12 protein-coding genes and 2 pseudogenes are annotated in these 15,134 nt (G+C 49.2%); 6 read left to right on the top strand and 8 right to left on the bottom strand.

Features of this window, described 5'->3' with window-relative positions:
- Window positions 1-102 precede the first annotated feature (102 nt).
- Together adiA and melR are read right to left on the bottom strand one after the other, a co-directional pair.
- Window positions 103-2,371, bottom strand: a pseudogene (gene adiA, locus CRI63_RS07905) (arginine decarboxylase).
- A 197-nt stretch (window positions 2,372-2,568) separates the two neighbouring features.
- On the bottom strand, window positions 2,569-3,477 hold the full coding sequence (gene melR / locus CRI63_RS07900; protein WP_135519131.1) for a transcriptional regulator MelR: 909 nt from the start codon (window positions 3,475-3,477) through the stop codon (window positions 2,569-2,571).
- A gap of 282 nt (window positions 3,478-3,759) precedes the next feature.
- On the opposite strand from melR, the gene melA reads away from it, so the two are divergent.
- On the top strand, window positions 3,760-4,719 hold the full coding sequence (gene melA / locus CRI63_RS07895) for an alpha-galactosidase (RefSeq protein WP_240782732.1): 960 nt from the start codon (window positions 3,760-3,762) through the stop codon (window positions 4,717-4,719).
- Entirely contained in the window at window positions 4,637-5,116 is a 480-nt protein-coding gene (locus tag CRI63_RS24310; RefSeq protein WP_240782731.1) for a hypothetical protein, read from the top strand. The genes melA and CRI63_RS24310 overlap by 83 nt, the downstream gene beginning before the upstream one ends.
- Here CRI63_RS24310 and CRI63_RS07890 read toward each other — a convergent pair.
- From CRI63_RS07890 to CRI63_RS07870, 5 genes are all read right to left on the bottom strand, one after another.
- Entirely contained in the window at window positions 5,113-5,763 is a 651-nt protein-coding gene (locus CRI63_RS07890; RefSeq protein WP_131161354.1) for a DUF2238 domain-containing protein, read from the bottom strand. The two genes, CRI63_RS24310 and CRI63_RS07890, sit on opposite strands and share 4 nt — an antisense overlap.
- A 122-nt stretch (window positions 5,764-5,885) precedes the next feature.
- Entirely contained in the window at window positions 5,886-7,532 is a 1,647-nt protein-coding gene (fumB, locus tag CRI63_RS07885) for a class I fumarate hydratase (RefSeq protein ID WP_130205921.1), read from the bottom strand.
- 77 nt (window positions 7,533-7,609) lie between these two features.
- Window positions 7,610-8,950 (bottom strand): anaerobic C4-dicarboxylate transporter DcuB, encoded by a 1,341-nt coding sequence (dcuB, locus tag CRI63_RS07880; RefSeq protein WP_000899528.1) that lies wholly within the window; start codon window positions 8,948-8,950, stop codon window positions 7,610-7,612.
- A gap of 556 nt (window positions 8,951-9,506) precedes the next feature.
- Window positions 9,507-10,226: a two-component system response regulator DcuR gene (gene dcuR / locus CRI63_RS07875; RefSeq protein ID WP_073511157.1), complete on the bottom strand. Its 720-nt coding sequence runs from the start codon at window positions 10,224-10,226 to the stop codon at window positions 9,507-9,509.
- Window positions 10,223-11,854, bottom strand: coding sequence for a sensor histidine kinase (locus CRI63_RS07870; RefSeq protein WP_135519128.1), 1,632 nt, complete (start codon window positions 11,852-11,854; stop codon window positions 10,223-10,225). The genes dcuR and CRI63_RS07870 overlap by 4 nt, the downstream gene beginning before the upstream one ends.
- 179 nt (window positions 11,855-12,033) lie before the next feature.
- Between CRI63_RS07870 and yjdI the strand changes: the two genes are divergently transcribed.
- From yjdI to ghoT, 4 genes and pseudogenes are all read left to right on the top strand, one after another.
- Complete coding sequence (yjdI, locus tag CRI63_RS07865) at window positions 12,034-12,264, top strand: 4Fe-4S mono-cluster protein YjdI (RefSeq protein WP_130216765.1); 231 nt, start codon at window positions 12,034-12,036, stop codon at window positions 12,262-12,264.
- Between the two features lie 11 nt (window positions 12,265-12,275).
- A complete protein-coding gene (locus CRI63_RS07860; RefSeq protein ID WP_000405647.1) occupies window positions 12,276-12,548 on the top strand; it encodes a GNAT family N-acetyltransferase in 273 nt (90 codons plus the stop codon).
- A 216-nt stretch (window positions 12,549-12,764) separates the two neighbouring features.
- Entirely contained in the window at window positions 12,765-13,061 is a 297-nt protein-coding gene (gene ghoS / locus CRI63_RS07855) for a type V toxin-antitoxin system endoribonuclease antitoxin GhoS (RefSeq protein ID WP_130205929.1), read from the top strand.
- Between the two features lie 27 nt (window positions 13,062-13,088).
- Window positions 13,089-13,263, top strand: a pseudogene (gene ghoT / locus CRI63_RS07850) (type V toxin-antitoxin system toxin GhoT).
- Window positions 13,264-13,381: 118 nt separating this feature from the next.
- Here ghoT and lysS read toward each other — a convergent pair.
- Window positions 13,382-14,899 (bottom strand): lysine--tRNA ligase, encoded by a 1,518-nt coding sequence (gene lysS, locus CRI63_RS07845; protein WP_130216763.1) that lies wholly within the window; start codon window positions 14,897-14,899, stop codon window positions 13,382-13,384.
- Window positions 14,900-15,134 lie beyond the last annotated feature (235 nt).

The raw sequence follows: 15,134 nt of genomic DNA, 5'->3' as shown, positions 1-15,134 counted from the left end.
TTTGTTTGCAGCAATTTTTATGAAAACGTTGCCATACTCAAAAGGCCTCAGGCCAGGCGGCGTAATGTTATTAAAACAATTACGCCTTCAGCGGAATAGTGGTTACGCTTTCACACACATCACATGGTAAATACCGTCAATAATTTCGGTACCTTCAGTTTCGTGTTCGAAACCAGGGAAATGATGATCCCAGGATTGTAGTGAGCGTAAATAGCTTACCTGCGGACTGTTTTTATCGCCGAAGTTTTCGCCAGAGAGCAGCATTGGGATTCCTGGCGGATACGGGATGACAGAGTTCGCCGCAATACGTCCCGGCAGGTTTTCAATGGATACCAGTTCGACGTTGTTATCGACAATCGCGTTGTAGGCTTCACGCGGGGTGATTTCAGCCACCGGCAGGCCAGAATAGGCTTCGTTCAACCGTGCGCCTGGGTTGTTTTCTTTCAGCCAGGCAAACATTTTGTCACCCAGATCGTGAATCCCCATATTCGCGTAAGTGTCAGGATATTGTTCAGCAAGTTCCGGCATCACCTGCGCCAGCGGTGTATTAGCGTCGTAGTGGCGTTTGAAAGAGCAAAGTGTGTTAACCAGAGTTCCCCATTTCCCACGGGTTACGCCCATAGAGAACAGGAACATAATCTGGAAGTCAGTGGTGCGGGTTGGCACAATGCCGTGACGACCAAGCCAGGCGGTGACCAGTGCGGCAGGTACGCCAGTCTCTTCCAGTTCGCCGTCTTCTCCCATCCCCGGTGCGAGGATGCTGACTTTAATCGGGTCGAGCATGCTCCAGTTGTCCGGGATATCTTTAAAGCCGTGCCAGCTTTCGCCTGGGTGCATTACCCAGCAGTCCTGAACGGTGGTCAGCAGTTTGCTCGGCGCGTCGGCAAAGTCATAGGTTTTGCCAGTTTCCGGGTCGGTAACCACTTCTTTATTCCACGGTTTGAAGAACCAGCTACCGTCAGCGGTGAACTCTTTATACAGCCGCGCCATCGCCTGACGGAAATCAACCGCTTCGTCGATCACTTCCTGCGTCAGTGACAGGCCGCTGTTGCCGTCCATCATCGATACTGCTACATCGTTTGATGCACAGATGGCATACAACGGGGGAAGTGGTGGCATGCATCATATATGCCTGATTAAAGCGGGAGAAGTTGATCGCGCCACGGCCTTCGCGCACATGAATGTAAGACGCCTGCGACAGCGCATTCAGCAGTTTGTGAGTGGAGTGGGTAGCGAACACTGTTGGGCCGTTATGATCGCCAGGTTCACCGCGCATGGCATAGTGATCGGCATAGATCGGATTAAAGCGCGCATAACCGTACCAGGCTTCGTCGAAGTGCAGACGATCGGAGGTTTTTTCCAGCAGATCCTGCGCTTCTTTGGCGTTGTAGCATACGCCGTCGTAGGTGCAGTTGGTGACCACGCAGTAAGAGGGTTTTTGCCCAACTTTATCTTTGGTCAGCGGGCTTTCGCTGATTTTCTTCTGTAAAGTTTCAGGCTGCATTTCTTGCGGGTAGATTGGCCCGATAATGCCGTAGCGGTTGCGACTTGGCACCATGTAGACGGGTTTCGCGCCAGTCAGCATTAAGCCTTGTTCGATGGATTTGTGGCAGTTACGGTCAACGACCACCACATCGTTATCGGTCATGCAAGCCTGCATGATGGTGCGGTTAGAGCCGGAAGTCCCGACGACGACTGACCAGGAACGATCGGCGCCAAATACGCGCGCGGCATATTTTTCACTTTCGCCAAATGCGCCAGTATGGTCAAGTAAAGAACCGAGGGAAGTTCTTTCGATGCCCATGTCGGTACGGAACAGATTTTCACCATAATAGTCATGGTAGAAACGCCCGGCTGGCGTTTTGGTGAAGCCAACGCCGCCCTGGTGGCCCGGTGCGGCCCAGGAATACTCGTGGATGTCGCTATATTTCATCAGCGCGCTGAACAGTGGCGGCAACAGTTGCTGGCGGTAGCGGGTCATCGCGGCAACGGCGCGTCCGGCGATAAAGTCGGCGGTATCTTCCAGAATCCAGGCGAATTCATCGACAAGCTCCAGCAGGTCGCGATCCATTGCGGCGAGGGCTTTTTCCCGATCGCCTAACAGGAATACCGGCACATTTTGCTGGCGTTCGTGAAGCTTACCGATCAATTCTCTGACGTTTTGATGTTCGTCCGGATGTTCCATTTGATAGCTGAACATCAGACAATCAATGGCCTCATTTGAAGAGAGAATGGCAAAGCCGTCATCAAATGAGGTTGATTTAATGACAGTGACATTTTGCTGGCTTAAGGCATTTGCCAGACGCTCAACGGCGTTACCGACCCAGGTGTCCTGATGGAGAAACTCGCTTTCAACAATTAATACTTTCATCATTGCTTACCCGGTTATGAAGGAATCTTCGTTGTGGGCAAGTATCTTCTGGGTATTTCAGGCTGTAAAGCGAGTAAAAAACAGTCGCTTTTGTTTTTTTATTTTTATAAACAAATAATTACATTGATTTCTAAAGTTGTTTTCACTGCTTATTATCGACAGCTAAACTATTTTTTTGGCTGATACTGATATCATCTTTATCCGGGAAGCGTCTGGCGGTGTTGTTGGCTAAGTTTGCGGTATTTTTGCGGCGACATGCCGACATATTTGCCGAACGTGCTGTAAAAGCGGCTGCTCGAACGAAAGCCTGCTATCAGGGCAATATCGAGAATACTTTTATCGGTATCGCTCAGTAACGCGCGAACGTGGTTGATGCGCATCGCCGTAATGTACTGTTTCATCGTCAATTGCATGACCCGCTGGAAGATCCCCATCGCATAGTTGGCGTTAAGTTTGACGTGCTCGGCCACGTCGTTGATGGTTAGCGCTTGATCATAGTTTTCTGCAATAAAGCCCAACATCTGGCTGACATAAAACTGTGCATGACGCGAGACGCTGTTTTTGTGCGTACGCGAGGTTTTATTGACCAGAATCGGCTCCCAGCCAGAGAGACTAAATCGCTTGAGCATCAGGCCAATTTCATCAATAGCGAGTTGGCGGATTTGCTCGTTTGGGCTGTTGAGCTCCTGCTGCCAGCGACGCACTTCAAACGGACTAAGCTGCTGTGTCGCCAGTGATTTGATCACCATACCGTGAGTGACGTGGTTTATAAGGTCTTTATCCAGCGGCCAGGAGAGAAACAGATGCATCGGCAGATTAAAAATCGCCATGCTCTGACAGGTTCCGGTATCTGTTAGTTGGTGCGGTGTACAGGCCCAGAACAGCGTGATATGCCCCTGGTTGATCTTCACTTTTTCATTGTTGATCAGGTATTCCACATCACCATCGAAAGGCACATTCACTTCGACCTGACCATGCCAGTGGCTGGTGGGCATGATATGCGGTGCGCGAAACTCAATCTCCATACGCTGATATTCTGAGTACAGTGATAGCGGGCTGCGGGTCTGCTTTTCATCGCTGCTACACATAAAGTTATCAGTATTCATGGATGGCTCTCTTTCCTGGATTATCAGAATTATGACATGAGTGGGTGAGGATGACTGCGAATGGGAGCACGGTTTTCACCCTCTTCCCCGAGGGGTGAAGGGACTGTCCGAGCATCATGAGGCTGAAAACTCTGCTTTTCAGGTAATTTATTCCCATAAACTCAGATTTACTGCTGCTTCACGCAGGATCTGAGTTTATGGGAATGCTCAACCTGGAAGCCGGAAGTTTTCTGCAGATTCGCCTGCCATGATGAAGTTATTCAAGCAAGCCAGGAGATCTGCATGATGTCTGCACCCAAAATTACATTTATCGGCGCTGGTTCGACGATTTTCGTTAAAAATATTCTTGGTGATGTATTCCATCGCGAGGCGCTGAAAACGGCGCATATTGCCCTGATGGACATTGATCCCACCCGCCTGGAAGAGTCGCATATTGTGGTGCGTAAGCTGATGGATTCAGCAGGAGCCAGCGGCAAAATCACCTGCCACACCCAACAGAAAGAAGCCTTACAGGATGCCGATTTTGTGGTGGTGGCATTTCAGATTGGCGGTTATGAACCTTGCACGGTGACTGATTTCGAGGTCTGTAAGCGGCATGGTCTGGAACAAACCATTGCCGATACGTTGGGGCCGGGCGGCATTATGCGTGCGCTACGTACCATTCCACATCTGTGGCAGATTTGCGAGGACATGACGGAAGTTTGCCCAGATGCCACCATGCTCAATTACGTTAACCCGATGGCGATGAATACCTGGGCGATGTATGCCCGCTATCCGCATATCAAACAGGTGGGGCTGTGCCATTCGGTGCAGGGAACGGCGGAAGAGCTGGCCCGCGACCTGAATGTCGATCCGTCCACGCTGCGTTATCGTTGCGCAGGTATCAACCATATGGCGTTCTACCTGGAGCTGGAGCGCAAAACCGCAGACGGCAGTTACGTGAATCTCTACCCGGAACTGCTGGCAGCGTATGACGCAGGCCAGGCACCGAAACCGAATATTCATGGTAATACTCGCTGCCAGAATATTGTGCGCTATGAAATGTTTAAAAAGCTGGGCTACTTCGTCACGGAGTCGTCAGAACATTTTGCCGAATATACGCCGTGGTTTATTAAGCCAGGTCGTGAGGATTTGATTGAGCGTTATAAAGTGCCGCTGGATGAGTACCCGAAACGCTGTGTTGAACAGTTGGCGAACTGGCATAAAGAGCTGGAGGAGTATAAAAAACGCCTCCCGGATTGATATTAAACCGTCGCGGGAATATGCCAGCACGATTATGAACGCTATCTGGACCGGTGAGCCGAGTGTGATTTACGGCAACGTCCGTAACGATGGTTTGATTGATAACCTGCCGCAAGGATGCTGTGTGGAAGTGGCCTGTCTGGTTGACGCCAATGGTATTCAGCCAACCAAAGTTGGTGCACTGCCTTCGCATCTGGCCGCCCTGATGCAAACCAACATCAACGTACAGACGCTGCTGACCGAAGCAATTCTCACCGAAAATCGTGACCGTGTTTACCACGCCGCAATGATGGACCCGCACACCGCCGCCGTGCTGGGCATTGACGAAATTTATGCTCTTGTTGACGACCTGATTACCGCTCACGGCGACTGGCTACCTGGCTGGTTGCACCGCTAAGGTGTAATCGCTTCCGGCGCTCTGGTGATTAAGCCATAGCGCCGTAACTGGCGGCAGTGAAGACGAGCGAGCAATATCACTGTCGTTAATGCGCCAAGCAACGCACAGAACATATCGGATTGCGTGTCCCACTGGTCGCCCTGCGTACCGAGAAAATCATCCGCTCCCTGGCCCATCGCCAGTGCCGCCCACCACTCGATCAACTCATACATGGCGCTTATCGCCAGCGCTACGCAGCAGACCAGGAACGCCACCATTTTACGTCCGCGCACGTACATCCCGCGCACGAGAATTTCTCGTGCCACCAGTGCAGGCACCAGCCCCTGGAAAAAATGCCCCAACTTGTCATACGGATTACGGCTCAACCCTAACCATTCCTGCACCTCAAAACCGATGGGGACTTTCGCGTAGGTGTACTGCCCGCCGACCATCAGGATGATGGCGTGAAAGAAGATGAGCGTATAGAGCAGCGGCGTTAACGGGTAACGTCTGGCGGTGGCAAGCAGTAGCGGCACCACAATAATCACCGGTGTCACTTCCATCAACCAGGTGAGTTTGTCATGGGCCGAAATGCCGGTATAAATCAGGATTAACGTGAGCGCCAGTGCGCCGGTGTTAAGAATTAACGGCTTGAGTGTGCGGGTCATGGTGAGTTCGCAAGTCAGGGAAAATACTGACTATTCACCAGCAAGCGTGAAATTACAACCGCAGAAGAGGTGGCCCGGGGGGATCACCTGGCAGCATGCCGCCAGGCGCCGGGCCGAAGAGGTTACTTAGTGCAGTTCGCGCACTGTTTGTTGACGATCTGCTGGAAGAAGTCGTTGCCTTTGTCATCGACCAGGATAAACGCCGGGAAATCTTCTACTTCGATTTTCCAGATAGCTTCCATACCCAGCTCCGGATAAGCGACACATTCCAGATGCTTGATGCTCTGCTGCGCCAGTACCGCCGCCGGACCACCGATGCTACCGAGGTAGAAGCCGCCGTGTTTATGGCACGCGTCGGTAACCTGCTGACTGCGGTTACCTTTCGCCAGCATGATCATGCTGCCGCCGTGGGATTGCAGCAGATCCACGTAGGAGTCCATACGACCTGCGGTGGTTGGGCCAAGTGAACCTGATGGATAACCGGCAGGGGTTTTCGCCGGACCCGCGTAGTAGATCGGGTGATCTTTGATGTACTGCGGCAGTTCTTTACCGGCGTCAATCAGCTCTTTCAGCTTGGCGTGCGCAATATCGCGACCCACGATAATGGTGCCGGTGAGCGACAAACGAGTGGAAACCGGATATTGCGAAAGCTGGGCGAGAATCTCTTTCATCGGGCGGTTGAGGTCAACTTTCACCGCTTCGCCTTCACCCGCCTGGCGCAGTTCTTCCGGAATGTACTGGCCTGGGTTGTGTTCCAGTTTTTCGATCCAGATACCTTCGCGGTTAATTTTCGCTTTGATGTTACGGTCAGCGGAACAGGAAACGCCCATACCGACCGGGCAGGAAGCGCCGTGACGCGGCAGGCGGATTACGCGGATATCGTGAGCAAAATATTTACCGCCAAACTGCGCGCCAAGACCGAGTTTCTGGGCCTCTTCCAGCAGTTCCTGTTCCAGCTGGACATCGCGGAACGCCTGACCATGTTCGTTCCCTTCCGTCGGCAGTTCATCGTAATAGTGAGCGCTTGCTAACTTGACGGTTTTCAGGTTGGTTTCCGCAGAAGTGCCGCCAATCACAAACGCGATATGGTACGGCGGGCAGGCTGCGGTACCGAGGGTGCGCATTTTCTCGACGAGGAAGTTTTTCAGTTTACCCGGAGTCAGCAGGGCTTTAGTTTCCTGATAGAGATACGTTTTGTTGGCAGAACCGCCGCCTTTGGCGACGCAGAGGAATTTATATTCATCGCCATCTACCGCGTACAGGTCGATTTGCGCAGGCAGGTTAGTGCCAGTGTTGACCTCTTTGTACATGTCCAGCGGCGCGTTCTGTGAATAGCGCAGGTTATCTTCGATATAGGTGTTATAGACGCCTTTCGACAGCGCTTCTTCATCACCACCGCCGGTCCATACGCGCTGACCTTTTTTACCAACAATGATCGCGGTGCCGGTATCCTGGCAGGTCGGTAGCACGCCTTTGGCGGCGATTTCGGAGTTTCTCAAGAATTGCAGCGCCACGTATTTATCGTTCTCGCTGGCTTCTGGGTCGTGAAGAATAGATGCAACCTGTTTCTGGTGTGCCGGGCGGAGCATGAAAGAGGCGTCGTGGAAGGCTTGCTGCGCCAGCAGGGTCAGGGCTTCTGGTTCCACTTTCAGGATGGTTTCGCCATTGAATTCGGCAACGCTAACGTAATCGGAAGTGAGCAGATAGTATTCGGTATTGTCTTTCCCCATCGGGAAAGGCGCCTGGTAGATAAATGGTTTGTTTGACATAGCTTCCAGCCTGTAACTCTGTATTTGTTATACGAAAATGGCGTGCCGCACAGCGACGGGCGGCACGCAAAGTGCATTTATAAGAACCCGTACATCGCGGCGAAGATCCAGCCAAAGACGCAAGATACGCTCACGCCAATCAACCCTGGCAGAATAAAGCTGTGGTTGATGACGAAGCGACCGATGTGGGTGGTGCCGGAACGGTCAAACTGAATCGCTGCCAGATCGCTTGGATAGGTCGGCAGGATGTAATAACCGTAGCAAGCCGGTGCTGAAGCCACGATGTAAGCCGGGTCAACGCCAATCGCCAGTGCGACAGGAACAATCGCCGCCAGCGCCGCGGCCTGGGAGTTTACAAACTTGGAAACCAGCAGCAGAACAATGGCATAGGCCCACGGATACTCTTTCACCATTTCGCCCAGTACGCCCTGAATTTCAGACATATGCGCACCGAACATGGTTTCTGCCATCCATGCGATACCGTACACCGCCACGATGGCGATCATACCGGAACGAAAGACTTCGTTTTTTGAGATAGACGCGGGATTGGTTTTGGTCAGGATAATAATCAGCGCCCCGGTCAGCAGCATAAACATCTGAATAACCAGCACCATCGACAGCGGTTTGCCGCCGAAGGACGGACGCAGGTCCGAATCAGCACCGAGAAGTGCGACCACGGCAATTGCCCCGAGGAAGATCCACATTGCCAGCCAGTTGCTTTTTGGCAGTTTTTTATCCAGCAGCGTCGCGGTGTCACCGTAAACGTACTCACGGTTTTCCGGTACGGAGATGAATTTCTGGAACTCTTCGTCTTTATCCAGATCTTTACCGCGGAACCAGCTGAAGATACCGATCGCCAGGATACCGAGTAACGTCGATGGAATGGTGATTGCCAGCAGGTCGAGGAACTCAAGGTGACGACCATCAAAGGTAACGTTACCCAGCATCGCGACCAGTGACACTACCGCAACCGACACCGGACTGGCGATGATCCCCATCTGTGCACCGATAGAACTTGCCGCCATCGGACGTTCCGGACGGATATTGTTCTTAATTGCCACGTCGTAGATGATTGGCAGGATGGTGTAAACCACGTGACCTGTACCGCAAAGAATGGTCAGCGTACAGGTAACAAACGGCGCGACAATGGAGACATATTTCGGATTGCGGCGCAGCAGTTTCTCGGCAATTTGCAGCATGACGTCAAGGCCGCCCGAGGCTTGCAACGTGGCCGATGCCGCCACCACCGCGATGATAACCAGCATAACATCAACCGGTGGTTTACCTGGCTGAAGATGGAAGACGAATACCAGAATGACGAGGCCGATACCGCCTAATAAACCTAGCGCGATACCGCCCTTTCTGGCGCCATAGAACAGACATATCAATATTATGATAAGTTGGATAGTAAATAACATTTGTGAACCCTCGCGATAATCCCATTTAAATTTCTACTGAATAGAACGCAGTCTCGTTCTGTTTGTATGAACTTTTTTCAGAGCCTGACTAATATCCTTTTGGTCGTTACTGGCCTGAGTAATTACTTCACAGTGAATATTGGCTGATTCAGGCAGCAATAAATTAATACACTGTGATAAGCGACTTTTTCAGAGAAAAATACTCTCTGGCGATGGGGTTATAGTTTGTGCTGCGCAGATGTTAATAATTTGTTTTCTACTATCTTATTGATATTTATTGGTATATTTTTTGTTCTAATGGCGGTTATAGATTATTCTGATCTACCCATTTGTGGGTAAAAATACACATAATGCGGGTGACATAATAGTTAATTAACTTTTGTTAGCGTTTTGAAATTAAAAACACTATTTATCCTAAAGAATATTAAATCGATGAAATGAGAAGGGGATAATTATATTTGATCTGGCACAAGTTTTACTGATGGACGATGTAACTTGTGCCAGTGCTCTTTTGCATTACTGCAATAATTGTTACTTGCGGATAACCAATGGTGCGTTATTGGCAATATTGTTTCAGCAATGAGTAATGTTCCGCTTGAATACGGTAACGGTAAACCGGACGACCCGTGACGCCATAATGGATGCTGGTAAATAAGATGTGGCAGTTGACCAGCCAGATCAGATACTTGCGGCAGGAAACGCGCGAGATGTTCACCTCGTTGGCCAACTCGTCGGTTGAAAACTCATAGTCCTGATGCGCGTCAATCCACTGGCACAGCGTGCGTAACGTCTGCGGCGTTAAGCCTTTTGGCAAGCGACGAGGATCCTGCTCGTTGGAGCTGCTGCCGTGGATTAGCTGATCCAGCTCGGCCTGGTCATAATACTGATGTTTTTCCAGCGCCATTTTCTTTTGTCGCCAGCCGGTGAGTGCCTCTTCAAAGCGTGATGCCTGGAAGGGTTTTATCAGGTAATCAACAACGCCATAATGCAGCGAATCTTTAATCGTCGCGGCATCGGCGGCAGAAGAGATGACTATCACATCGCTTTTGCAGCGAGCGTTATGCAGTACCGGAAGTAAATCGAGCCCGTTCTCCTTCTGCATATAGATATCGAGCAATATCAGGTCAATAGACGTGTCGCTGTTGAAAATTATCTCTTTGGCTTTTTCCAGTGTCGAGGCCGTTCCGCAGCATTGAAAGCCTGGGATCTGCGCCACGTATCGGCGATTCAGCTCCGCCACCATTGCGTCGTCATCGATAATTAATACATTGATCATTTGCTCGACTTCTCCCCGTCCCAGGGTATCTGGACAAAAAATTGTGTGAAAATCCCGGGTTCCGATTCTACGGCGATACTGCCGTCGAGATTTTCTACCTGTTGTTTGACAAGAGCTAAACCGACGCCTCGTTCGCTTCCTTTTGTCGAGACACCTTTGTCAAAAATGTGATCGATTTTGTCGGGTGCGATCCCCGGTCCATCATCGTTAACTTCACAGTGCAGCCAGCCGTGACGGTAGTGCAATGTTACGCTAATTTCGCCTCCAGGTTCCGGCCCTAAAGCCTCCAGCGCGTTTTCTATCAGATTTCCCAACGTGGTAATCAGCGTCGCGACCTGGTCTTCACTGCCGCTGTCGGGCAACTGGCTTTCGCTGTTTAAAATCAGCGTATGGCCTAAATCGGTCGCGCGGTTAATCTTGCTGATTAAAAAACCAGCGATAACCGGCGATTTGATCTTGCCCAACAGAGAGCCAATCTCTTCCTGATAGTTATTGGCTGTTTTGAGAATGTAATCTTCCAACTGCTTATAACTCTTCAGATGCAATAATCCGAGAATCACGTGCAATTTATTCATAAATTCGTGGGATCGTTCACGAAGTGCGTCAGCATAGTTGACCAGACCATCCAGTCGCTGCATCAGTTTACGTACTTCAGTTTTATCCCTGAAGGTTGAAATGGCACCGATGATAACGCCATTACTGCGCACCGGAACGGTGTTGATCAGTAATAGCCGATCTTTGACGGTAATCTCTTCGTCGCGGCGCGGCGTACCGTCGCGTAACACTTCCGAAACATCTACTACCTGTGACCACGAGTGGCTTAGCGTCGACAGTTTCTCATCGTCCTGCGACTTACGGTAATTCAGCAATTCTTGTGCGGCATCGTTGATCAGCGTGACCTCGCCGCGATCGTCCACGGCAACGACGCCTTCTTTGATAGACTGCAACATGGCCTGGCGTTGCTCAAACAGTGTGGATATTTCGTAGAGTTCCAGGCCGAAAAGGATTTTTTTCAGCACCTTAACCAGAATGCAGGTGCCGATGAGGCCGACCAGCATGCCAAATAACACCGACCAGATAATGCTCCAGCGACTGTCATTGATCTGTTGGGTCACGCGGCTTAACTCAAGGCCGATCGCCACCACGCCAATCTGTTTATTATTCTCATCATAGATGGGGGTAAATACGCGTAAAGCCTGCGCCAGAAAACCGCGATTGATAGCGACATTTTCTTCGCCATTCAGCGCTTTAAGGATGTCATCACCTTTAAATGGCTGACCAATACGCTGGGCTTCAGGATGCGAGTAGCGAAGACTTTGCATATCGGTAACGACAATAAACAGCAGATCGTTACGTTTGCGCACGGCTTCCGCGATGGCCTGGAGCCCGCTCTCCTGCGGTTTTTTCTGCAAGCCCTGACGGATTTCCGGCGAATCGGCAAGGGTACGCGCCACCGCCAGCGCCTTGTTGGCCAGTCCGTCACGCGTCATATCACTGATTTGCGAGAAGTAAATCAGATGCACCACCAACAGCACCGAGAACAGCACCGCGCTGACCATTAAGATCACTGTGGTACTCAATTTCATCGGACGTTTGCGTAACTTGCGGTAGGGCAATGGATGTCTCATCAGCTTCCTTGTGTGACAAATTTCTTAAGCATTATCTCTGATGAGGCAGGTAATTCAAAGGGAGTAAGAATAATTGGCTATATAGGGGAAGAGGCTCTGGAAACTGAAACTGCCGGTGCTGTATGAAGATTCCGGGCTATGCTTATTGCGAAAACCATACTGATGAGAGAGGGAAGGTCATGGATCAGGATCTACTGGACGGTGGTTATCGCTGCTATACCGGCGAAAAGATCGATGTCTGGTTCAACACTGCAATATGTCAGCATTCTGGCAATTGCGTACGTGGCAACGGCAAGTTATTTAATCTCAAACGTAAGCCGTGGATCATGCCGGATGAAGTGGACGTCGCCACTGTAGTGAAAGTGATTGATACGTGCCCGAGCGGCGCACTGAAATACCGTCATAAATAAGCGAGGGAAAAATGGAAATACGTGAAGGTCACAATAAATTTTACATCAATGACGAACAGGGTAAGCAAATCGCTGAAATTGTCTTTGTGCCGACTGGAGAGAATTTAGCGATTATCGAACATACCGATGTTGATGAAAGCCTGAAAGGGCAAGGGATTGGTAAACAGTTGGTTGCGAAAGTCGTGGAAAAAATGCGCCGGGAAAAACGAAAAATTATCCCACTGTGCCCATTTGCGAAACACGAATTTGATAAAACGCGTGAGTATGATGATATTCGCAGTTGATGGGGTAACGATATTTTTCATGCTCTGCGTAATGTGATGCGGGGGAGTATCTGAAAGGTAGGGGGATGCACAAAGAATGGTCAGAGAGAGCGTTTTCTTGTCCCAAGTCATCCCCTTTAGTGAGCAAAAAAAAGAATATCTCCTATATGAGAATCATCAATCGGGGTTAATAAACTTTGCATCCCCGGGGCATTTAATATTGATAGGAGTCTTATTATGGAAGGTAAGAAAAAGTTCAATACTTATGTCGTTTCTTTTGATTATCCATCATCTTATTCCTCAGTTTTCTTAAGGTTAAGATCATTGATGCATGATATGAACTTCTCCTCTATAGTGGCTGATGAATATGGAATACCACGACAATTGAATGAGAATTCTTTCGCAATAACGACATCATTAGCCGCAAGTGAAATTGAAGATTTAATCAGGATCAAATGCTTAGACTTGCCAGATATTGATTTTGACCTCAACATTATGATAGTTGATGACTATTTCCGTCAGTTTTACAAGTAGCCAGGAAGGATAAGAAGAACATAAAAAATGACACTATTCTCTAAAATATTAATTTTTTTATGTGATTGGTGTGAACATATCCTTTGTCATTATCTGGTTTATCTCACATGAGAAAACACATATTCGTTTACTTAGTGCATTCCTGGTAGGAATAACCTGGCCAATGAGTCTGCCTGTGGCATTACTTTTTTCTCTCTTTTAGGAGCTGTGGTTGAGTGGATCCGCTGGTTATCTTGAAACGAAGCGTCTCTCCTCAAAACTTGATTTGCGGAACGACGAACGAAGCAGTCGCCTGGCTGCTTCGTTCATTAAAGTGAAACTTATTTCTGTGGACGCATCGCCGGGAAGAGAATAACGTCGCGAATAGTATGACTGTTAGTAAACAGCATAATCATTCGGTCGATACCAATTCCCAGACCTGCGGTTGGCGGCAGACCATATTCCAACGCAGTCACGTAATCTTCGTCGTAGAACATCGCTTCGTCGTCACCTGCAGCTTTGGCGTTAACCTGTTCCTGGAAACGTTCAGCCTGATCTTCTGCGTCGTTTAATTCGCTAAAACCATTACCGATTTCACGACCACCGATGAAGAATTCAAAACGGTCAGTGATTTCCGGGTTAACATCATTACGGCGCGCCAGCGGTGACACTTCAGCCGGATACTCAGTAATAAAGGTTGGCTGAATCAGATGTGCTTCTGCAACTTCATCAAAGATTTCGGTGACAATACGTCCCAGCCCCCAGCTTTTCTCTACTGTAATACCGATAGATTCAGCTAATGCTTTAGCGGCATCAAAATTATCCAGGTCGGCCATCTCAGTTTCTGGACGATATTTTTTGATTGCTTCGCGCATGGTGAGTTTTTCAAACGGTTTGCCGAAATCAAACACATGCTCGCCATAAGTGACTTTAGTGGTACCCAGTACCTCTTGTGCCAGGGTGCGGAACAGTGACTCTGTCAGTTCAATCAAATCGTGGTAATCCGCATACGCCATGTAGAGTTCCATCATCGTGAACTCAGGATTATGACGAACAGAAATACCTTCATTACGGAAGTTACGGTTGATTTCGAATACCCGTTCAAAACCACCTACAACCAGACGTTTCAGATACAGCTCCGGCGCGATACGCAGATACATATCTAAATCCAGAGCATTATGATGGGTAATAAACGGGCGAGCAGATGCCCCACCTGGAATTACCTGCATCATCGGGGTTTCTACTTCCATAAAGCCGCGCGCGACCATGAACTGGCGGATAGCGGCCAGAATTTTTGAACGGACAACAAACGTTTGACGGGATTTATCGTTAGCGATGAGGTCCAGATAACGTTGACGATAACGGACTTCCTGATCCTGCAGACCATGGAATTTATCTGGTAAAGGACGTAGTGCTTTAGTCAGCAGGCGTAACTCAGTACAGTGAATGGAAAGCTCACCAGTTTGCGTCTTAAACAGCGTACCGCGGGCACCGATAATGTCACCCAGGTCCCATTTTTTAAACTGATCGTTATAAACACCTTCTGGCAGGCTATCTCGTGCAACGTACAGTTGAATACGGCCACCGACATCCTGCAATGTTACAAAGGAGGCTTTCCCCATGATTCGACGGGTCATCATTCGGCCAGCAATCGAGACTTCAATGTTTAAGGATTCCAGTTCCTGGTTATCCTTCGCATCAAACTCTTCGTGCAACTGGTCAGAAGTATGGTCGCGGCGAAAATCATTGGGAAACGCCACGCCTTGCTGACGCAGCGCTGCCAGTTTTTCGCGACGATTTCTCATTTCATCGTTAAAATCAATAGCCTCATTGGCTCCCTGTGTTTCTTGTTCAGACATTTTGGTTCCTCTTAATCCAGCTTTCAATTTAGCGTAGATAAAGAGACAGATCGGTACACTGTATTATCTGCCTCGACTATTAGTAACTCAGTTCATCTTATCTAAACCAACGCTTACCTCAAGTTGATATCACTAATAAATAACCATAAAAATGGTTTAAATATCTTATTAATCTGGGATTTGCTAGTGTGATTAACTGAAAGTAAATTGATTCATAACTAATTGTTTTTACGGA

The organism is Escherichia sp. E2661, from assembly GCF_004745185.1.
In the GTDB taxonomy this organism is placed as follows: Bacteria; Pseudomonadota; Gammaproteobacteria; order Enterobacterales; family Enterobacteriaceae; genus Escherichia.
The sequence above is the reverse complement of the archived record's forward strand: the minus strand, read 5'-3'. Positions and strand labels throughout refer to the sequence as shown.